The sequence below is a fragment of the Sphingomonas phyllosphaerae FA2 genome (genome assembly GCF_000427645.1).
Taxonomy (GTDB): domain Bacteria; phylum Pseudomonadota; class Alphaproteobacteria; order Sphingomonadales; family Sphingomonadaceae; genus Sphingomonas; species Sphingomonas phyllosphaerae.
In genome coordinates, this window is the sequence record NZ_KE386571.1 from 1,673,644 (window position 1) to 1,692,144 (window position 18,501).

The window sequence follows — 18,501 nt, forward strand, 5'->3', positions numbered from 1 at the left end:
TCTGTTTTCCGTACAGCCCGTGCGGATCACTCCGGCTTATCGCGATGATCCGCAAGCCATATCTGGGGGCCAGCACAGGAGAACAAAAATGACGATCGACCAGGCAAGCACCTATTCCTTCGCCAGACGCGCCGTGAAGCGGCTCGGCTATGGCGCGATGCAGCTCGCCGGGCCCGGCGTGTTCGGCCCGCCGCGCGACCATGATGCGGCGCTCGCCGTACTTCGCGCCGCTGTCGATGCTGGCGTCAACCACATCGACACCAGCGACTTCTATGGCCCGCATATCACCAACCGGCTGATCCGCGAAGCACTGTCCCCCTACCCTGACGACCTGCTGATCGTGACCAAGATCGGTGCGCGGCGTGGTGACGATGCATCCTGGCTGCCCGCATTCGCGGCGGACGAACTGGCCCGCGCGGTCGAGGACAATCTGACGAACCTCGGGCTGGAGACGCTCGACGTCGTCAATCTGCGCCTGATGTTCGATGTCCACGGGCCCGCCGAGGGATCCCTCGCCGCGCCACTGAAAGCGGTGGCGGATCTCCAGCGCCAGGGGCTGGTGCGCCATATCGGGCTGAGCAACGTGACGCCGACGCAGTTCGAGGAAGCCCGCGACATCGCCGAGATCATTGGCGTCCAGAACCAGTACAACCTCGCCCATCGCGACGACGATGCCTTTATCGACGCGCTGGCAGCGGAGGGCATCGCCTATGTTCCCTTCTTCCCGCTTGGCGGATTCAGCCCGCTCCAGTCGGCGGCGCTCTCCGACGTGGCGGAACGACTCAAGGCCACGCCGATGCAGGTGGCGCTCGCCTGGCTGCTCCAGCGCTCGCCCAACATCCTGCTCATCCCGGGCACCTCGTCGGTCGCGCATCTCCACGAGAACCTCGCTGCGGCATCGCTGACGCTGCCCGAGGATGCAGTGGCCGAACTCAATGCGATCGGCGGGTAATCAGGCCGGTCGGTTGGCGAGCACCGCGTCAAGCAGGCCGGGAAAGCGCCGGTCGAATTCGGCGCGGCGCAGCGTGTTGATCATCTCGCGCCCGGCCTGGGTCGTCTCGATCAGTCCCGCCCCGCGCAGCAGCTTCAAGTGGTTGGACAGCGTGCTTTTCGGGATGGACTCGCACGGCGCGGCATCGGTGCAGCTCAGCCGCTCGGTCGCGGCAAGCCGCGCCACCATGGCCAGCCGATTGGAATCGGCCAGCGCATGCAGCGCCAGATCGAGCGGAACGTCTTCCAGCCGGGGGTGGGTGAAGCGGGGCATGCGCCAGATATAGGGGACAACAGTTAATTTAATAATTCGGTTTTATTGAACTGTTGAAGCGTCACCCCATTTTCTGCCTGCCGACAGCGCACGATGCCGTGATCGCGGGCCTGATTTTGGAGAATGCACATGTCCCTCGCACGCAAGACAGCGCTCGTCACCGGCGGATCGCGCGGCATCGGCTCGGCAATCGCCAAGCGCCTCGCGGCCGATGGCGCCACCGTGGCGATCACTTACGCGGGCAACAAGGCCGCAGCCGACGCCACCGTGGCGGCGATCGAGAGCGCGGGCGGCACCGCTTTCGCCTTCCAGGCCGATGCCGCCGATTCGGCCTCGCAGCGTGCCGGCGTCGAGCAGGCCGCCGCGGCCCTGGGCGGGATCGACATCCTGGTCCACAATGCCGGGGTGGCCGAATTCTCCACGGTCGCAGAGGACACCGACGAAACCTACGACCGCCAGTTCGGCGTCAACGTGAAGGGCCTCCACGTCGGCACCCGCGCCGCCCTGCCGCATCTCCGCGACGGCGGCCGCATCATCCTGATCGGTAGCATCTCGGGCGAGATGGCCTTCCCCGCGACCACGGTCTACAGCGCGACCAAGGCCGCCGTGGCAGCGCTGGCACGCGGCTGGGCCAAGGACCTCGCGCCGCGCAACATCCTGGTCAACACCGTGCAGCCGGGCCCGATCGACACCGACATGAACCCCGCGGATAGCGAATTCGCCGGACAGGTGCTGCAAGCGATCCCGCTCGGCCGCTACGGCAAGGTCGAGGAGATTGCAGGTGCCGTCGTCTTCCTCGCTGGGCCGGATGCGAGCTACATCACCGGCACCACGCTCAACATCGATGGCGGTGCGACGGCCTGACGGGTAGCATCGGCGTGCCGGCCGCAAGAGCCGGCACGCCGATGGCTTTACATGTCCGCGGCAGTCGGGCGGACTATGACCTCGTTGATGTCGACACCCTCGGGCTGTTCCAACGCGTAGCGAACCGCCCGCGCGATCGCATCCGGGGTCAGCGCCTTCTTCCGCCATCCCGTCAGCGCCGTGGCCACTGCTGGATCGGTGATGTCGTGGCCCAGTTCGGTTGCGACGACACCCGGAGAGATCAGCGTCGACCGGATCTCGTCATGCTCCTGCCGCAACCCCTCGGTGATGGCGCGCACCGCGTGCTTGGTGCCGCAATAGACCGCAGCGGTGGGCATCACCATGTGCGCAGCGACCGAGGCAACGTTGACGATATGGCCGCCCTTTTGCGCCACGAACCGGGGCAACACCGCCGCGATGCCGTTGAGGACGCCGTGGATATTGACGTCGACCATCCGTTTCCACTCGTCCCGCTTCAGCGCGGCGAGCGGCGACAGCGGCATCACGCCGGCATTGTTGACCAGCACATCGACGCGCCCGAACCGCGCCTCTGCGGCTTCCACGAAGGCGTCGAAGTCGGTGCCGTCCGTCACGTCGAGCGTTCGCCACGCGACGGTTTCGCCCAGTTCCTCCGCCAGTGCCTGCAAACGATCCCCGCGCCGCGCGCCGATGAAGAGGCGCGCGCCGGTCGCTGTCAGTTCGCGCGCCGTCGCCTCGCCGATTCCGCTAGAAGCCCCGGTGATGAGGACGACCTTGTCGATGCTGGCTGTCATGGTGCTATCCTTGCCTTGAAGTGACAGCCAGCAAGATGATGCCGCAGCGTCGGGCAGCGGTAGAGCGATCGTCCAGACGCTTTGCATGATCCTCCAGAACCCGCTCTACTCGCTTGCGCATGTCGACGGGCTGACGGATGACGGTCGGCATGGACCGGATCACCGAACTTGCTGCCGTCATCGATCGTCATGTCACCGGATCAGGTATTTGCGCGACTGCGATGCCGCATGTGTCACTGATCCGGGCCGATCAACCGAGCACCCCGACGCCGGCTGTCTACGAGGCATCGCTTTGCCTGATAGCCCAGGGATCGAAGCGCGTCTCGATCGGCGACCATAGCGTCGTCTACGACGCCGCGCATCATCTCCTGGTCTCCGTCGACCTCCCGCTGGTCGGCCACGTGATCGATGCCAGCCCCGATCGCCCGTATCTCTGCTGCAAGATCGACCTCGATCCCGCGATGCTGTCCGACCTGATGGTGGCGGAGGGCGGCGCTGTGCCGCACACCGACCTGCCGGTTCTAGGCGTCTATCCCAGCGACCCCGACCTGATCGACGCCGCATGCCGGCTGGTCGGACTGCTCGACCGGCCGGACACGATCCGCGCCCTGGCGCCCCTGATCGAGCGGGAAATCCTCTACCGGCTGCTCACGGGACCGCACGGACCGATGCTTCGCCACCTCGTGACAGCAGGTAGTCACCTCAACCAGATCAGCCGCGCCATCGCCGTGATCCGTCGCCGGTTCGACGCGCCGATCCGCATCGACGAGGTCGCCGCCGAGGCGGGCATGAGCCCCTCCTCGCTCCATGCGCATTTTAAGGCGATCACGCGCATGACCCCGCTCGAATATCAAAAGCAATTGCGCCTGCAGGAAGCGCGCCGGCTGATGCTGGTCGGCGGCGCCACGGCGGGCACGGCAGGCTTCGCGGTCGGCTATGAAAGCCCGTCGCAGTTCAGCCGCGAATATCGCCGCCTGTTCGGCGCACCGCCGCGCCAGGACATCGAACGGCTGCACACCGCCCCTTCGGCAGGAATCGCCCTCTGATTTTGACCGACGCTAGCAATTATTCATCGCGGTGGTTGCGCCGAATGAGGCGCTCCGCTGGCGTTTGTCACCGCACAAGCAGAATGACCCATAAGCCGCCCCTCAGCGCGAGCGCGGCAAACTCCATTTTCGGACGTTCGTTCGGATATATCGATGTGCATCTTTTGACGGATCATGCGCCACAGCAGAAATCCATCATGGACGATCGGTTATGGTCGCCTAATCTCAGTTCATGCGGATTTTCATCAGCTCGCTAATTTCAGACTTTGAGCCCCAGCGCGCGGCAGCTCGTCGCGCAGTAATTACCCTGCGCCACGAACCGGTAATGGCCGAGGACTTCGGTGCCCAGCCAAGCTCTCCACAGATCGCCTGTCTTCAGGGGCTGCGCGGATCGGACATTGTCGTCCTGATCCTTGGCGAGCACTACGGCTTTGTGCCTCCGGGCTCATCCCTTTCTGCAACACACCAAGAATATCGCGAAGCGCGGGAAACGAAGCCAGTCCTTGCGTTTGTGCAGCAAGGCATTTCTCCCGGGCCAGAGCAGGCCGCTTTCATTGCCGAAGTTCAGGCTTGGGAAGGTGGACTCTTTCGCGGCGGCTTCGTTGATGTGGACGACTTGCAAGACGGGGTGACGCGCGCGCTACACGACGTGACCCTGGCGAACGCCACAGCTCCCGTCGACGAGCACGAAATGTCTGTGCGTGCCACGGCCATGCTCGCGCCGGAAAATAAGAACCAGGTGACATCGGCAATGCTCGACCTCGTTGTGGTCGGCGGCCCGCGCCAGCGCATCCTGCGGCCAGCGGAACTCGGGGCGCCAGTTCTCGCCGAGCAGCTAGAGCAGTCTGCACTCTACGGCGATAGTCGGCTGTTCGACCGGATGCTCGGCACCGCCAGCGAACTTGACGGCTCTGATCTCGTCTTGCGTCAGGAGCGTGGAGCATCCATTCGCCTTACCGAGCAGGGTTCAGTTTCGCTGCGACTGCCGCTGGACGAACCGCGTCCTCTTGGGCGAGGCTTTGATGCAATGAGCGGCATGGTCATCGTCGAGGAGGTGGTGCAGGAGCGGCTCGGTACTGCGCTCGACTTTGCAGCGGGTGTCATCGATCGCGTCGACCGCACGCAACGGCTAACGAATCTTATCGTAATGGTCCGCCTGTCTGGTGTTGAACACCGTGGATGGCGAACGCGCGCCCAGCATGCGTCGAACCCTAATTCAGTCCAGATGGGGCATGGTGGTATGAGGGAACGCCCACCGATCACCCTTACGATCCGTCGAGCAGCGCTCGGCCTTGATCGTACCGCTTTGATCGAAGACATCCTCGTTCCGCTTCGGCGTCAGTTCCCGATGGCAAGCTAGCAGGGTCAATGAAGAGAAAAGCTGCAACAGGCGACCTGACTAAGCGTGAGTTCGACGCCCTGCGCACGCTTTCAGGAGGGTTGATAGAAAGTCGAGGTGGTCTTCATCCTGCCGGAGAAGGAACCATCGCGAGAATGCTTGCCGAAGGCTGGATAGAGGAGGTTCCCGAAGGGGCGGTTGGTCGGCAGATGGGCTACCGCATCACTGAGGCAGGCGAGGCGGCGTACAAGATCGGCCGACCGCCAAAGCCTCCGCGCCAGCCGACCCGCCTGAAGGTTTTGGCGCCACGGATCAGTCCCTTGAGGCCGCGCTTCGGAAAGCTCGACAGATAAGGAGGCCTGACGAAGCGGGACCTGTTGCGATGGCTTGTACAGGCATCGTTGACCCATAATCTGCCGTTCAGGAATGAATTGCTGCTTCCTGACACTAGACGTTCGTTCATCTCAGGGATGCACACTCGGCTAAGCAAGAGAGACGCGATCACCTGTGATTCCGTCGCCACCGCCGCGCGAAGTCCCTTATCTCGGAACGAAAATGATCGCCGCGCCAGCCGTGGCCTCGTCGTCCTCACCGAAAACCTTCTCGAAAACCGCGGCCCAGCGCTCAGCGTCTCTGTCCTCGAATGAGGTGAACTGCCCAAGGTCGCCCAGGAACGGGTTCTCATCCTCCGCGCCGAGCTCGACAGGTTCCGACGTCAGCCAGCGGCGGGTCGGATGTATGTGAAGGTCGTGATGTCCGACGCCCCCGTTGGGCATAGCAATCTGAGATGGGCGGATCCAGGCGGTGTGCGGCGGCACGAGGAGACCTCGACGGTAGTTCTGGATGTGCTGCAACGACGTGAAGCGGGGTAGCCCGTAGCGGACCGCCACCCCGCTCGCCTCGAGCAGCTGCAGCTTACGGTGTTGGTCGCGATTTGCGGTCCGGTTAAGCTCGAAACGGTGTCCTGGCGCCTCGTCATGTGCGCGCTTGAATTGCACGTAGATGAAGCGGCCGTTGATCCCGTAGGCCGCGTCGAAGCCCAGCGCGCCTCTTGGCGAAGAGTCGGCCCCCAGGCGAAGGCGGGCCGCCCGTGCTGCGAGTAGAGGAAATTCGCGAACTCGATCGACAGGTTCAGCTCGACGGTCTTCTCGCTGATGATGCCGGGCGCGCCCCCGGCAGCGAGCGCATTGATCGCCACAGCTCCCTCCTTGGATTGGGTTTTGCCTTCCACTGCGACCAGCTTTGGGACGGCCGGACCCAACGGGCCATAATCGTAGCGTCGCCGCCCAGCGGCCCGAGGTCAAGGACGAAGGCGCTCTCCGGGCGTTCGAGTTCGGAACTGCCGACTCCACGCAGACTGGCATCCGCCTTGGGAACATCCTCTCCGACCGGATCATCCGCCACGAACTGCCTGCCGTGCACATCTACGAGGTCAATGACGCCGTGCGTTTCCGGTCGCCTGCCCTGCCGCAACGACCCAATCCCGGCCATTCGCGACATATTTATCGCTTCCCAGCTGCGGTCATTCGTTCATCTCAATCTCCACTGCTCGTCCGATTTTGAGGACGAACCGATGGCGATGCGGACTGTTCGAGCAGCCACTGAGGTCGCCCTAGGCGCCATCGTCTACGCATCTTAGGATCAGAGGCCGAGTAGGCGCCGATACTCCGCCTCGGCGAACCCGTATGTGTCGCCAGCGAGCAGCAGCAGCCGCTCCCTGTCGCGTACGATCACGCGCCCGCGTACGGAGCGGACAGCCTCATCCTCTTCAAGCTTGTGCAGGGCGTCGGTGACGCTGCTGCGACGGACGCCGAGCATGAGCCTGAACTCCTCGTGCGTCATGCAGATGTCGTCCTCCCGCACACGATCGTGGTAGAGCAGGATCCAGCGTGCCATCCGCCGCTCGATCGAGTGCGCGAGGGACGAGACGATAGTCCTCGACATCTGGGTCATGACCACGTCGACGAAGCGGAGCAGGACGGTTCGGATCGCCGGACGTTCGGCCAGTATCTCGTTCAACGCCGCAGCCGACAGCCGCATCGCCGTGCCGTGTTCGGCCCTCATCACCACGTCATGCGACCAGCGCCCGTTGCCAAGCAACAACTGCCAACCGATGAACCCTTCGCTTCCGACCAGCGCGACCGCGTAGCGGCGGTCGCCCTCGAGCGAGTCGAGTATCGCAGCGATCCCGGTCAACGGGAAGCAGATGCTGTCGGCCGCATCGCCGGCGCGTGCGATCATGTCGCCGTTGCGAAACGGCACCAGTTCCAGATGTGGCGTGAGGGCGGCGCGGTCAGCGTCGTTCAAAAGACGCAGCAGCGCATTCGCCTCACAGAGCAGCGCGTTGGACCTGCGCGTCCCATCCACCATCGAAGCCATATCATCCATTCCGCCGCCCATACTGCCCAACCTCGCTGCCCAAACGCTTGGGTCTACTTTCGTACCGAAACGCTGAAGGTCGCCCAATGGTTGGGAAACGGATAGTTACAGGAGGAATATTTGCGCAGAACCATCTCCATGCTGATCGCCGCGTCGACCGCGATCGCGGGCGTTCCGGCTCTGGCCCAGTCAGCCCGCTCGATCACTGCACCTCCTCCGCCACCGCCTCCTGCGACATCAGTGCAGCCCCCGAAGGCCGCACCCGACATGCAGTCGGTCCTGGACGCGCTCGCGTCGCTCGGCGGCAAGCCGATCGAGACGCTCACGCCTGCGGAAGCCCGTATGCAGCCCTCGGCTGCGGACGGAGCCAAGGCGGCGATGCAGAAGAAAGGTATGTCGACCGCGCCTGATCCGTCGGTCACGACGCGGGACCTGCCTTACGGCAGCGACCCCAAGCAATTCGCGCGCATCTACAAGCCGGCCCGTGCGCCAGCCGGTGGCAAGCCGATGCCGGTCATCGTCTATTATCACGGCGGCGGCTGGGTTATCGCCGACGTCGATACCTACGATGCCGCGCCGCGTGCCATGGCCAAGGCGCTCAACGCGATCGTCGTCTCGGTCGAGTATCGTCACGCACCCGAGTTCAAGTTCCCGGCACAGCATGACGATGCGGCCGCTGCCTATCGCTGGACGCTGCAAAATGCGGCGAGCTGGGGCGGCGATCCCGCACAGATCGCCACGGTCGGCGAGAGCGCCGGCGGCAACCTTGCGGTCGCGACCGCGATCTACGCGCGCGACAACCGACTGACGCTGCCGCGACACATCGTCTCGGTCTATCCGATCGCGAACAGCAGCATGACGCTGCCCTCGCGGAAGGATTCGGCGAACGCGAAGCCGCTGAACACCGCGATGCTGCCGTGGTTCGGCTACTACTATCAGGCGAGCAAGGCCGATGCGCAGGATCCGCGTCTTAATTTGGTCGCCGCCAACCTGCGTGGTCTGCCGCCGACGACGATCATCAACGCGCAGATCGATCCGCTGCGCTCGGATGGCGAGACGCTCGCGGCCGCGATGCGGGCGGCCGGTGACAAGGTCGAGCAGAAGACCTTCCCGGGCGTGACCCATGAGTTCTTCGGCATGGCCAAGGTCGTGAACGGCGCGAAGCAGGCGAATGATCTCGCTGTCGCACGACTGAAAACAGCGTTCGAGGCGCCTGCGGGCCGCCGCTGAGCGTGACGGCGGCGGCGTCTAGCCGCCGCCTCCTTGCCGGAGAGGACCAACGACCATGACCCAGACCCCCGTCCTTTATACTCCCGACGTGGAGGATGTGAAACCCGACGAAGCCGAGACGATCACGAAGCTCAATGAGACGTTCGACAAGATCCTCAAGACGACAGCGGAGGATCACGGTCACGCGGTCCGTTCGGTCCATGCCAAGGCGCACGGCTTCCTTGAGGGGGTGCTGACCGTCAATGACGGACTTCCCCCCGAGCTGGTCCAAGGCCTGTTCGCCACCCCGGGCGAGCACAAGGTCGTCATGCGCTTCTCGACCAACGCGGGCGACATCCTGCCCGACACCATCAGCCTGCCGCGCGGTTTGGCGCTGAAGGTCATGGACGTCGAAGGCGAACGCCTGCCCGGTGCCGACGGACGGACGCAGGACTTCGTCATGGTCAACGGTCCGGTCTTCCAGAACAAAACCGCCGACCAGTTCCTGGGCAACCTCAAGCTCCTGGCCGGCACCACCGACAAGCTCGAGGGTACCAAGGAGGCAATGTCGAAAGTGCTGCGCGGCGTGAACACCGTGCTGAGCGCAGTCGGTATCGAGAGCCCAAAGGTGCAGACGCTCGGCGGCGCACCCAACTCCGATCCGCTCGGCGAGACCTACTTCAGCGTCACGCCGTTCCGCTATGGTGACTATATCGCCAAATTCGCTGTCTTCCCGGTGTCGAAGGATCTCACCGATCAGACCGGCACGACGATCGATGCCAGCACCCGCCCCGATGCGCTGCGCGACGTCATCCGGACAGAGGCACAGGTGCTTGAGATGGAATGGGAGGTGCGGGTCCAACTCTGTCGCGACCTCCAGCAGCAACCGGTCGAAGATCCGACCGTCGAGTGGAAGCAGGACGAGGCGCCCTTCCAGGCCGTGGCGACCATTCGAGCGGCCAAGCAGGACAGCCTGAGCGAGGACAAGTTCCAGCAGATCAACGAGGAGATGCGCTTCTCGATCTGGACCGGGCTCGCCGCACACCGGCCGCTCGGGAACATCAACCGGGCCCGCAACGAGACCTACCGACACTCCGCCGATTTTCGGGTTCGCGTGAACGGCTGCCCCTACCACGAGCCTGCTGGCGGTCGTGCCTGACGGGCGAAGGTGGCGTGCAATCCTAAGACGCTGAACGTTGGCAGGTCGGCGCGGAGATTAACGGGGCGCTGGCCGTTCTGACCGTGGTCCTGTCGGTGCATCCAAAGCATTGATGAAGCCGCAGGGTTCACCCCCGCACGCAAAAGATTGGACCGCCAGGAGGCTGACGAATGCCGATGATTACCACTGGCGACCTGAACTTGGAGGTGTCGCTTTACGGCGCGGAGCAGGGGCAGCCGTTGCTCCTCATCCACGGCTGGCCGGATGACGCGTCGACATGGGATCAGGTGGCACCCGCGCTGGCCGCGGAAGGGTTCCGCGTCATCGTCCCGAAGTTGCGTGGGTTCGGTGCCACGCGCTTCCACAACGACGACGCCCTGCGAACCGGCAACAGTGCGATACTCGCGATCGACATGATCGCGCTGCTCGACGCACTCGGCATCGACCGCTTCATGGTCGCCGGACACGACTGGGGATCAAACACCGCCGAGGCCTTGGCCGTCGGGTGGCCCGATCGGGTGGAGCGGATGGCGATGCTGTCGACCCCGCCCCGGCTCGGCGGCATGCCGACGCCACCATTCGAGCAGACCCAGCGGCAATGGTATCACTGGTTCATGGCGACCGCGCGCGGGGCGGAGGCGGTACGTGCAGACCGGCGCGGGTTCACCCATCTGCATTGGGTCAACTGGTCGCCACCGGGATGGTTCGACGAGGCCACGTTCGACCGTGTCGCCCGGTCGTTCGACAATCCCGACTGGGCCGACGTGACGCTCCACAGCTATCGCGCGCGCTGGGGCGAAGCGGAGCCTGATCCACGAAGCGTCTGGCTGGAGGACAAGGTCAAGGCGACCAATACGTTGTCGCTGCCAACGCTCTACATCCACGGCGATGCCGACGGCGTGAACCCGCCCTCGACCGCGAAGGACGTGCAAGCGAAATTCGCCGGGCCGTTCGCGCGCATCACCATGACCGGGGTCGGCCATTTTCCGCAGCGGGAGAACCCGCAAGCGGTGGTGCGCCACCTCCTTAACCTCTTCGCCGGCGACCCTGCCGCGCTCACCGATACAATCGACAGGAGCCTGACCATGAAGAAAGCCGCCCCCTATGCCGCCGGGATCGCCGCCATCGGCCTGGTCGCCGCTGCTGCAGCCGGCGTTGCCCACGCGCAAGGGCGCAGCTCGCAGCTGACCCAAGTGGCGCAGTTTGATCATCAGGTTACCGGCATCGCCGTAACTGAGGATGGCCGGCGCTTCGTCAATTTCCCCCGCTGGACCGACGACGCGCCCATCTCGGTTGCCGAGGTGATGAAGGACGGCAGCTTGCGTCCCTATCCCGACGCCAAGTGGAACAGCTGGCGCAACGCCCGCGCCAACGAACTGCCGGTCGGCGACTATTTCGTCTGCGTGCAGTCGATCGTGCCCGACGGCCACGGTAATCTCTGGGTCCTCGATCCTGGCGCGCCCGGCAACGAGAAAATCCTCGAAGGGGCACCCAAGCTCGTCCGCATCGATCTGGCATCGAACACGGTGACGAAGACGATCCTGGTCCCCGGCGACGTGGCGTTGCAGGGCACCTACCTCAACGACATCCGCTTCTCGCCCGACGGCAAGACCGGCTACATCACCGACAGCGGCACGCGCGGCGCGATCATCGTTGTCGACCTGGAGAGCGGCAAGAGCCACCGCGCGCTCGACGGGCACGCCTCCACCCAGATCGACAAGACGGTGAAGGTCACGCTCGACGGCAAGCCGCTCGTCCGCCCCGATGGCCGCCAACCCGCCTTCGCCGCCGATGGCATCGCCATCTCCAAGGACGGCAAGACGCTCTATTATCAGGCGCTGACCGGCAAGACACTGTACGCGATCGACACCGCCAAGCTGCGATCGGAGGTCAGCGAGGCCGACCGAGCGGCAGCGGTCAGGACGGTCGCGCAGACCCACGTCGCCGATGGCCTGTGGATGAGCAAGGCGGGCGTGCTCTATCTCACCTCGCCGACCGACTATGCGATCAAGCGGCTGAACGGCGCGACCGTCGAGACGGTGCTCACCGACCGGCGGCTGCGCTGGCCCGACACCTTCTCCGAAGGGCGCGACGGGACGATGTACGTCACCGCCAGCCATATCCAGGACACCAATTGGTTCACGCCCGGCGCACCGCCGTCGATTAAGACCCAAATGTTCTCCTTCGCGCCCGCCAAGTGATCGGACATCCCATGACCTATCTGCGCTATTCGCCCGACATCGAAATACGAGAGCCCGACGAACAGAAAAGCATCGACGGCATCATCCAAGGCATGACCCAGGAAAGCCAGACGGTCGAGAAGCGTGACGGGCACGCGGTACGGGCGAGCCATGCCAAGAGCACGGCTTGCGTGATCGGCAAGCTCATCGTCGCGCCTGGGTTGCCGTCCGAACTCGCCCAAGGCCTCTTCGCGGAGCCGGGCACGTTCGACGTCGCCGTCCGCTTCGCGCAAGGACCCGGTGAAAAGCTCGGCGATCGCGTCTCGACGCATCGCGGCATGTCGATCAAGGTGTTCGGCGTCGAGGGCGCGAAATTGCCTGGCCATAACGCGCCGACGCAGGACTTCGTCCTCGCCAGCGGTACGACCTTCCCGGCGGGCACCGCTGCGGGCTTTCTCTCGCAAGCCAAGAAGATAGGCTTGGCGGTTCCCATGCCCGAGGGCGTGAAGAGTGCGGCCGCCTCTGTCGCCCGCAACATTAATAAGGTGCTGAACGCGGTTGGTGCGGGTCCAAGTCCGACGCTGGACTTCTATGGCCATCCCTTCAGCCACCCGCTGGTCGAAGAATATTTCAGCCAGTGCCCGGTTCGCTTCGGCGACCACGTGGCCAAGATCGGGGCCTTTCCTGTGGCCGCCGGGCAACGGGCGCTCGCCGATTGGCAGCTCGATCCGCATCAAGATGAGGATGGCTTCCGCCATGCCGCGGTCGATTACTTCGAGGGCAAGGATGCGGTGTTCGAGTTGCGGGCGCAGCTTTGGACCGATACCGAGACGCAGCCCATCGAGGACACCTCCGTTGACTGGCCGACGAGTGAGAGCCCGTATCGCACCATCGCCACGATCCGGCTGCCGCGACAGTCAGCCTATGGTTCCAACCGCGTCCACTACTTTGACGAGGTGATGACGTTCCGTCCGGCCCATAGCCTGGAGGCCCATCGCCCCCTTGGCGGCGTGATGCGCGCGCGCATGCAAGTCTACCAGGCACTCAGCAATTTTCGCCACCGCGAAAACGGCATCACCGCCGCGAACACTGCCGACATCCGAGACATTCCAGCCTAAGCTGGAACGCCAGTGCCGATCATAGTGAGAGGCCAATCATGAAGCTGGAAGGCAAACACGGCGTTCAGGCAGAGAATGCGTGAAGACCCAGAAGCAGACATCTACGATCCATTCCCCGCTTCCGAACTTTTGCCATTCGTTCATGTCGACCTTCCAGCATCGTCATCGCATAGCGCGGTGATCGGAAGGTCGCGGCTGCGATCGGTGCGGCACGAGGTAATTTGATGGTTCCAGCCGACCTCAAGCCGGCTGGAGCACCTTGTCAAATCTGCGCTAGGCCACCGTCGGTAAACAGCTCGCTGCCCGTCATGAAGCTGCTGTCCGATGATGCCAGGAATGCAGCAGCGGCCGCGACTTCTGACGGCTCGCCGACATGTCCGATTGGCGTCGTCGCCCCCATTTCGATCATGGCATCACGGCCAACGACCTCGGCGGCAAGCTCGGTCAAGGTCGGGCCTGGTGACAAGACGTTGACCCGGATACCCGTGCCCCGCAGATCCTGCGCCCAACTGCGTGCCAGATTGCGGACCGCCGCCTTGGAGGCGCTATAGACGCTGAATGCCGGCGTCCCCATGACGCCCGTGGTCGAGCCGGTAAGGATGACCGAACCGCCGGCCTCCATCAGTTTCAGACCTTTTTGAACCGTGAAGATCGTTCCCTTCACATTGACGTCGAACGTCGCATCGACATGGGCGGACGTGATCTCGGACAAGGGCGCCAATGCCCCCGTGCCGGCATTGGCGAACAAGATGTCGAGCTTGCCCTGCTCCTGCTTCACCGTGTCGTACAGCCGGTCAAGATCGCCAGCATCGGCAACCGATCCCGGAACCGCCCGCGCATTGCCGCCGAGCGCCGCCACTGCAGCTTCCAGCTTCTCCGCCCTACGTCCGAACAGGTACACGAACGCCCCTTCGGCGATGAACCGCTTCGCTGACGCCAAGCCAATCCCCGTGCCACCCCCGGTAATAACAGCGATCTTCCCATTCAGTCTGGCCATAAGTGCCTCCATTCATTGGTTGCACGCAGTTGGCTTGCAGCCTACCTAAGGACAAGTATGCACCTTTTAGTAAGTACCTATAATGTCTGAAATGCCACTGGTCGACGATGCCGTTATCGCGCCCATCGCGCCTGCCTTCACCTGCGGGCTAGACGCCACGCTCAAGGTCATATCGGGAAAGTGGAAGCCGCTTATCCTGTACTTTTTGCTACGTGGGCCCACCCGCTATGGGGAATTAAAGCGCGCCATCCGCGACGTCAGTGACAAGGTGCTGATCCAGCAACTCAAGGAACTTGAGGCGGACGGCGTCCTGCGCAGGAACGACTACAAGGAAGTGCCTCCGCGGGTCGACTACACGCTGACCGAACTCGGCCAGAGTCTCGCCCGCGCGCTCGAGCCGTTATGCCAGTGGGGCACCGACAATATGGTCGTAATGCAGAAGCTATTCGCTGAGCGTGACGGCTGGGGGCGTGAGCGCGATTGACTGGCAGGCCGTTGGGCCTGACTCGACGAGCATCGCACCCATCGCTTCTGGATCAGCCTGGCCCGAAGTCGGCCGTTCGCATCCCTCTTTCCGCTTCCAAGAGCTGGCCAATCGTTCGTCTCTGTGTACCGAGCGCACCGGGATCAGTCAGCCAGACCGCTCACGCCCTCAATGCTCCGATCAGCGCATCGCGCGCCAAGGCAACGCGGGGGTGGCGCAAGGAGGATTTGGCCCAGACAAGATAGTATGCGTTGGTCGGCACGCGGATAGGCGCTGCAGTTTCGACAAGGGTGCAGGCCGTACGTTCGGCCCTGGTGAGATAGCCGGGTAGAACCGTCCAGCCCAATCCCGCGCATAGGCCAGAGCGCAGGACGCGCAAATCCGGTGCGGTCAGGGCCGGAAGCCGCGCTACCTCGATCTGGTTCGCCTCCAGCCAGTTGCGTACCAATGGCCGGTCGAGGTCATAGGCAAGATAAGGCACCGTATTAAGCGCTTCACTGAGCGGCATGCGCGCCATTTGCTCGGCTACGACGGGCGCGGCCACAGCTCGCAGGTCTTCCGAGCCGATCTCCTGATAGGCAAGCCGTGCATCCGCGGGCCGGGATGCCGTGATGCAGAGGTGCACCTTGTCATCAAGCAGCATGGCATAAAGGGCTTCGCGCCCACCAATATGCAGGCGCAGATCCAGCCCGGCGTTGAGAAGCGGCCCCAGTCTTGGCGTGATCATTTCGCCGAGAAGGTCGGATGGCGCGGCAATATGCACCGTCCCGGACATTTGAACCGACCGCGCCCGTGCCGATGCCAATGCGGCTTCGGCCCGGTCGAGGCTGCCACCAATTGAAGCGGCGAAATCGTCCGCGATCGCCGTGGGACGGACGCCGCGCGAATGGCGATCGAAAAGCGGATGGCCGAGTTGCGCCTCGAGCGAGGCGATGTGCTGGGACGCCGCAGGCTGCGTGATGCCGAGCGCGCGCGCTGCGTCGCTCAATGACCGACGGCGATAGACTTCGATGAAGGTGCGCATCTGTGGAAGAGACATTATGTTTCCATAAACTGATTTATGGATGACGGCCATTCCCGTTGGGTTTCATGATGAGCGGTGACGCCTATCTGATCCAGCATCGACGGATCGAACAGACGCATGATCGATGCTCGATCCTGACGGGCTTTGGTGCCGGCCATCGCCGCGACGGCATCGTCACTCGCCCGCCTCCACGATCCGGCACGCAAAGGAGCCAAGCCGATGACACGCATTCTTATGATCGCCACGTCAGCCGACCGCATGACGCCCGGCACCGAGCCGACTGGCGTCTGGCTCGAAGAACTGACCACACCCTACTACGCCTTCCGCGATGCGGGCGCCGACGTGACCTTGGCCTCGATCAAGGGCGGCGCGATCCCGGTCGACCAGCGCAGCGTCAACGCCGATGGCGAGAATGATGCATCGGTCGAGCGCTATCTGAAGGATGAGGCGCTGAAGGCGGAGGTCGCCGACACGCCCGTTTTCACCGGCATCGACATTTCGGGTTACGACGCGGTGTTCCTGCCCGGCGGGCACGGTACGATGTTCGACTATCCCGGCAACGAAGACCTTGCGCGACTGGTCGAGCGGTTCGACCGCGAAGGCAAGATCGTGGCCGCCGTCTGCCACGGTCCCGCCGGACTTGTTTCCGCGAAGAAGCCCGATGGCACGCCGTTCGTGGCGGGACGCCGGGTTTCCGCCTTCACCGACAGCGAGGAACGCGCAGTGGGCCTCGATCAGGCCGTGCCGTTCCTGCTCGAAACCCGCATGAAGGAGCTGGGCGCGCATCATGAGGGCGGCCCCGATTTCCAGCCCTTCGCTCTGCGCGACGGCAATCTGGTGACCGGACAGAACCCCGCTTCGGCTACGCGCACCGCGGAGCTGGTCATGGAAGCCCTCACGGCAAAGCGGGCCTGATCATGCGCTATCTCCACACCATGCTGCGGGTTGCCGACCCGCAGGCGACGATTCGCTTCTTCGAGCTGCTGGGCCTCAAGGAAACCCGGCGGATCGAAAACGAGCAGGGGCGCTTCACCCTTATCTTCCTCGCGGCTGACGAGGATCATCGCGGCGAGGGCAAGCCCGGCCAGGCGGAGGTCGAATTGACCTATAACTGGCCGCCCGAGGATGGCAGCCCGGCCGAGACCTACACGGGTGGCCGCAACTTCGGCCACCTCGCCTACCGCGTCGAGGACATTTACGAGACCTGCGCAAGGCTGCAGGCCGGCGGGGTGACGATCAATCGCCCGCCGCGTGACGGACATATGGCGTTCGTCCGCTCGCCCGAAGGTATCTCGATCGAACTGCTCCAGCAGGGCGAACACAAGGCTCCTGCCGAACCATGGGCTTCGATGCCCAACGTAGGAGAATGGTAATGGCCAAGCTTTTCGAACCCCTGGACGTGGGCGGCCTGTCGCTGAGCAACCGCATCGTGATTGCGCCCATGTGCCAGTATTCGGCCGAAGACGGTGCGATGACCGACTGGCACCTGATCCATCTTGGTCAGCTGGCCATGTCGGGCGCGGCCGCTCTGACGATCGAGGCGACGGCGGTTACGACCGAGGGGCGCATCACCTATGGCGATGTCGGATTGTGGGATGATGCCACCGAAGCGGCGATGCAGCGCGTCGTCGATGGCGTGCGCCGTTGGTCCGACATGCCGTTGATGATCCAGCTCGCCCATGCCGGACGCAAGGCGAGTACGGCAAAGCCCTGGCATGGAGGCGCTCAGATCGCGCCCGATGCCGAACATGGCTGGCAGACCCTTGCGCCGAGCGCCCTGCCGTTCGAACCAGACGAGCATCCACCGCGCGCGCTCGATCGCGATGGCCTTGCGCGTATCCGCGATGCCTTTGCCGATGCGGCACGGCGCGCCGCCCGGATCGGTCTGGACTCGATCCAGATCCATGCCGCACATGGCTATCTCCTGCACGAATTCCTCTCGCCCCTCTCCAACACGCGCGAGGATGAATATGGCGGCGATCTTGCCAATCGGATGCGCTTCCCGCTCGAAGTGTTCGATGCCGTGCGCGCGGCCTTCCCGGCCGACAAGCCGGTGACGGTTCGCGTCTCGGGCACGGACTGGGTCGAAGGCGGCTGGACGGTGGACGAGACCGCGATCTTTGCGGCAGAACTCGAAGCCCGCGGATGTGCCGCGATCCATGTGTCCAGCGGGGGACTTGACCCTCGCCAGAAAATTCTGGTCGGTCCATCCTACCAGGTGCCGCTCGCGAAGGTGGTGAAGCAGGCCGTGTCGATGCCGGTCATAGCGGTCGGTCTCATCACCGACCCGCATCAGGCTGAGGCTATCCTTCAGGATGGCGATGCGGACGCGATCGCGATTGCGCGCGGCGTGCTGTGGGACCCGCGCTGGCCTTGGCATGCGGCTGCTGCTCTCGGCGCATCGGTGGATGCACCACCACAATATCTGCGGTCCGAGCCGCATGAGGCCGGGCGTATTCTAAAGGAAATGGATCTGGCCAAGTCAACACCACGCTGCTGATCGCTTACCACCAAGGCTCTCTCACTCCGCTTGAATTCGTCGAGTGGACGGATGCGGAGTGAGGGAGCGCGCCGTAACTTTGTGGGGCGGTCAACACTATATCGAACGACCGCTAGGTGCCAGGGATTACCTCTTCCGGTCTAAGTGGGGTATCGTCCGTACGGA

At 64.0% G+C, this 18,501-nt stretch carries 20 protein-coding genes; 13 read left to right on the forward strand and 7 right to left on the reverse strand.

All coding sequences use genetic code 11. The features are described 5' to 3' along the window. Positions 1-88 precede the first annotated feature (88 nt). On the forward strand, positions 89-952 hold the full coding sequence (locus SPHPH_RS0108255; RefSeq protein WP_028966282.1) for an aldo/keto reductase family oxidoreductase: 864 nt from the start codon (positions 89-91) through the stop codon (positions 950-952). On the opposite strand, the gene SPHPH_RS0108260 is transcribed toward SPHPH_RS0108255, so the two are convergent. After that, positions 953-1,264 carry an ArsR/SmtB family transcription factor gene (locus SPHPH_RS0108260; RefSeq protein WP_028966283.1) on the reverse strand — a complete coding sequence of 104 codons (312 nt, stop codon included), beginning with the start codon at positions 1,262-1,264 and terminating at the stop codon, positions 953-955. It abuts the gene before it with no gap. Positions 1,265-1,393: 129 nt separating this feature from the next. Between SPHPH_RS0108260 and SPHPH_RS0108265 the strand changes: the two genes are divergently transcribed. Continuing rightward, a complete protein-coding gene (locus SPHPH_RS0108265) occupies positions 1,394-2,128 on the forward strand; it encodes an SDR family oxidoreductase (protein WP_028966284.1) in 735 nt (244 codons plus the stop codon). A 47-nt stretch (positions 2,129-2,175) separates the two neighbouring features. Here the strand turns inward: SPHPH_RS0108265 and SPHPH_RS0108270 are convergent, their stop codons facing one another. After that, positions 2,176-2,901: an SDR family oxidoreductase gene (locus SPHPH_RS0108270; RefSeq protein WP_028966285.1), complete on the reverse strand. Its 726-nt coding sequence runs from the start codon at positions 2,899-2,901 to the stop codon at positions 2,176-2,178. A gap of 149 nt (positions 2,902-3,050) precedes the next feature. Between SPHPH_RS0108270 and SPHPH_RS0108275 the strand changes: the two genes are divergently transcribed. The 3 genes from SPHPH_RS0108275 to SPHPH_RS21090 all read left to right on the forward strand — a co-directional run bounded on the left by SPHPH_RS0108275 (position 3,051) and on the right by SPHPH_RS21090 (position 5,639). Further along, the gene (locus SPHPH_RS0108275; RefSeq protein WP_028966286.1) at positions 3,051-3,947 is read left to right on the forward strand and encodes an AraC family transcriptional regulator; all 897 of its coding nucleotides are present in this window, start codon (positions 3,051-3,053) and stop codon (positions 3,945-3,947) included. 232 nt (positions 3,948-4,179) lie between these two features. Beyond that, positions 4,180-5,307 carry a DUF4062 domain-containing protein gene (locus SPHPH_RS0108280; RefSeq protein WP_028966287.1) on the forward strand — a complete coding sequence of 376 codons (1,128 nt, stop codon included), beginning with the start codon at positions 4,180-4,182 and terminating at the stop codon, positions 5,305-5,307. A gap of 8 nt (positions 5,308-5,315) precedes the next feature. Further along, entirely contained in the window at positions 5,316-5,639 is a 324-nt protein-coding gene (locus tag SPHPH_RS21090) for a hypothetical protein (protein WP_156025898.1), read from the forward strand. Positions 5,640-5,825: 186 nt separating this feature from the next. Here SPHPH_RS21090 and SPHPH_RS0108290 read toward each other — a convergent pair whose 3' ends face one another. Together SPHPH_RS0108290 and SPHPH_RS0108295 are read right to left on the reverse strand one after the other, a co-directional pair. Next, entirely contained in the window at positions 5,826-6,176 is a 351-nt protein-coding gene (locus SPHPH_RS0108290) for a hypothetical protein (RefSeq protein WP_156025900.1), read from the reverse strand. 751 nt (positions 6,177-6,927) lie between these two features. Continuing rightward, complete coding sequence (locus tag SPHPH_RS0108295) at positions 6,928-7,665, reverse strand: Crp/Fnr family transcriptional regulator (protein ID WP_051272909.1); 738 nt, start codon at positions 7,663-7,665, stop codon at positions 6,928-6,930. 138 nt (positions 7,666-7,803) lie between these two features. Here SPHPH_RS0108295 and SPHPH_RS0108300 point away from each other — a divergent pair, with 138 nt between their 5' ends. The 4 genes from SPHPH_RS0108300 (at position 7,804) to SPHPH_RS0108315 (ending at position 13,331) form a co-directional block, all read left to right on the forward strand. Continuing rightward, positions 7,804-8,895 (forward strand): alpha/beta hydrolase, encoded by a 1,092-nt coding sequence (locus tag SPHPH_RS0108300; protein ID WP_028966291.1) that lies wholly within the window; start codon positions 7,804-7,806, stop codon positions 8,893-8,895. 55 nt (positions 8,896-8,950) lie between these two features. After that, positions 8,951-10,033, forward strand: a complete 1,083-nt coding sequence (locus tag SPHPH_RS0108305; RefSeq protein WP_028966292.1) for a catalase family protein — start codon at positions 8,951-8,953, stop codon at positions 10,031-10,033. A 170-nt stretch (positions 10,034-10,203) separates the two neighbouring features. Continuing rightward, a complete protein-coding gene (locus SPHPH_RS0108310) occupies positions 10,204-12,234 on the forward strand; it encodes an alpha/beta fold hydrolase (RefSeq protein WP_028966293.1) in 2,031 nt (676 codons plus the stop codon). 11 nt (positions 12,235-12,245) lie between these two features. Then, positions 12,246-13,331: a catalase family protein gene (locus SPHPH_RS0108315; protein ID WP_028966294.1), complete on the forward strand. Its 1,086-nt coding sequence runs from the start codon at positions 12,246-12,248 to the stop codon at positions 13,329-13,331. Between the two features lie 262 nt (positions 13,332-13,593). On the opposite strand, the gene SPHPH_RS0108320 is transcribed toward SPHPH_RS0108315, so the two are convergent. Continuing rightward, on the reverse strand, positions 13,594-14,328 hold the full coding sequence (locus SPHPH_RS0108320) for an SDR family NAD(P)-dependent oxidoreductase (protein WP_028966295.1): 735 nt from the start codon (positions 14,326-14,328) through the stop codon (positions 13,594-13,596). A gap of 91 nt (positions 14,329-14,419) precedes the next feature. On the opposite strand from SPHPH_RS0108320, the gene SPHPH_RS0108325 reads away from it, so the two are divergent. Further along, a complete protein-coding gene (locus SPHPH_RS0108325; RefSeq protein ID WP_051272910.1) occupies positions 14,420-14,812 on the forward strand; it encodes a winged helix-turn-helix transcriptional regulator in 393 nt (130 codons plus the stop codon). Between the two features lie 160 nt (positions 14,813-14,972). Here SPHPH_RS0108325 and SPHPH_RS0108330 read toward each other — a convergent pair whose 3' ends face one another. Both SPHPH_RS0108330 and SPHPH_RS21535 read right to left on the reverse strand, forming a co-directional pair. Beyond that, positions 14,973-15,836: a LysR family transcriptional regulator gene (locus tag SPHPH_RS0108330; protein ID WP_238302963.1), complete on the reverse strand. Its 864-nt coding sequence runs from the start codon at positions 15,834-15,836 to the stop codon at positions 14,973-14,975. Between the two features lie 14 nt (positions 15,837-15,850). Then, positions 15,851-16,066 (reverse strand): hypothetical protein, encoded by a 216-nt coding sequence (locus SPHPH_RS21535; protein ID WP_238302965.1) that lies wholly within the window; start codon positions 16,064-16,066, stop codon positions 15,851-15,853. Between SPHPH_RS21535 and SPHPH_RS0108335 the strand changes: the two genes are divergently transcribed. The 3 genes from SPHPH_RS0108335 to SPHPH_RS0108345 are packed head-to-tail and all read left to right on the forward strand — an operon-like array spanning position 16,056 to position 18,336. Next, positions 16,056-16,751: a type 1 glutamine amidotransferase domain-containing protein gene (locus tag SPHPH_RS0108335; protein ID WP_028966298.1), complete on the forward strand. Its 696-nt coding sequence runs from the start codon at positions 16,056-16,058 to the stop codon at positions 16,749-16,751. The two genes, SPHPH_RS21535 and SPHPH_RS0108335, sit on opposite strands and share 11 nt — an antisense overlap. A 2-nt stretch (positions 16,752-16,753) precedes the next feature. Further along, a complete protein-coding gene (locus SPHPH_RS0108340) occupies positions 16,754-17,209 on the forward strand; it encodes a VOC family protein (RefSeq protein ID WP_037488301.1) in 456 nt (151 codons plus the stop codon). Beyond that, complete coding sequence (locus SPHPH_RS0108345; RefSeq protein WP_081668566.1) at positions 17,209-18,336, forward strand: NADH:flavin oxidoreductase/NADH oxidase; 1,128 nt, start codon at positions 17,209-17,211, stop codon at positions 18,334-18,336. Before SPHPH_RS0108340 ends, SPHPH_RS0108345 begins: the two co-directional genes overlap by 1 nt. The last annotated feature ends 165 nt before the right edge of the window (positions 18,337-18,501 follow it).

Bases quoted from the DNA above. Each gene is read 5' to 3' on its own strand.
- SPHPH_RS0108255 (WP_028966282.1), top strand. From the start codon at position 89: ATGACGATCGACCAGGCAAGCACCTATTCCTTCGCCAGACGCGCCGTG.
- SPHPH_RS0108260 (WP_028966283.1), bottom strand. From the start codon at position 1,264: ATGCCCCGCTTCACCCACCCCCGGCTGGAAGACGTTCCGCTCGATCTG.
- SPHPH_RS0108265 (WP_028966284.1), top strand. From the start codon at position 1,394: ATGTCCCTCGCACGCAAGACAGCGCTCGTCACCGGCGGATCGCGCGGC.
- SPHPH_RS0108270 (WP_028966285.1), bottom strand. From the start codon at position 2,901: ATGACAGCCAGCATCGACAAGGTCGTCCTCATCACCGGGGCTTCTAGC.
- SPHPH_RS0108275 (WP_028966286.1), top strand. From the start codon at position 3,051: ATGGACCGGATCACCGAACTTGCTGCCGTCATCGATCGTCATGTCACC.
- SPHPH_RS0108280 (WP_028966287.1), top strand. From the start codon at position 4,180: ATGCGGATTTTCATCAGCTCGCTAATTTCAGACTTTGAGCCCCAGCGC.
- SPHPH_RS21090 (WP_156025898.1), top strand. From the start codon at position 5,316: ATGAAGAGAAAAGCTGCAACAGGCGACCTGACTAAGCGTGAGTTCGAC.
- SPHPH_RS0108295 (WP_051272909.1), bottom strand. From the start codon at position 7,665: ATGGCTTCGATGGTGGATGGGACGCGCAGGTCCAACGCGCTGCTCTGT.
- SPHPH_RS0108300 (WP_028966291.1), top strand. From the start codon at position 7,804: ATGCTGATCGCCGCGTCGACCGCGATCGCGGGCGTTCCGGCTCTGGCC.
- SPHPH_RS0108305 (WP_028966292.1), top strand. From the start codon at position 8,951: ATGACCCAGACCCCCGTCCTTTATACTCCCGACGTGGAGGATGTGAAA.
- SPHPH_RS0108310 (WP_028966293.1), top strand. From the start codon at position 10,204: ATGCCGATGATTACCACTGGCGACCTGAACTTGGAGGTGTCGCTTTAC.
- SPHPH_RS0108315 (WP_028966294.1), top strand. From the start codon at position 12,246: ATGACCTATCTGCGCTATTCGCCCGACATCGAAATACGAGAGCCCGAC.
- SPHPH_RS0108320 (WP_028966295.1), bottom strand. From the start codon at position 14,328: ATGGCCAGACTGAATGGGAAGATCGCTGTTATTACCGGGGGTGGCACG.
- SPHPH_RS0108325 (WP_051272910.1), top strand. From the start codon at position 14,420: ATGCCACTGGTCGACGATGCCGTTATCGCGCCCATCGCGCCTGCCTTC.
- SPHPH_RS0108330 (WP_238302963.1), bottom strand. From the start codon at position 15,836: ATGCGCACCTTCATCGAAGTCTATCGCCGTCGGTCATTGAGCGACGCA.
- SPHPH_RS0108335 (WP_028966298.1), top strand. From the start codon at position 16,056: ATGACACGCATTCTTATGATCGCCACGTCAGCCGACCGCATGACGCCC.
- SPHPH_RS21535 (WP_238302965.1), bottom strand. From the start codon at position 16,066: ATGCGTGTCATCGGCTTGGCTCCTTTGCGTGCCGGATCGTGGAGGCGG.
- SPHPH_RS0108340 (WP_037488301.1), top strand. From the start codon at position 16,754: ATGCGCTATCTCCACACCATGCTGCGGGTTGCCGACCCGCAGGCGACG.
- SPHPH_RS0108345 (WP_081668566.1), top strand. From the start codon at position 17,209: ATGGCCAAGCTTTTCGAACCCCTGGACGTGGGCGGCCTGTCGCTGAGC.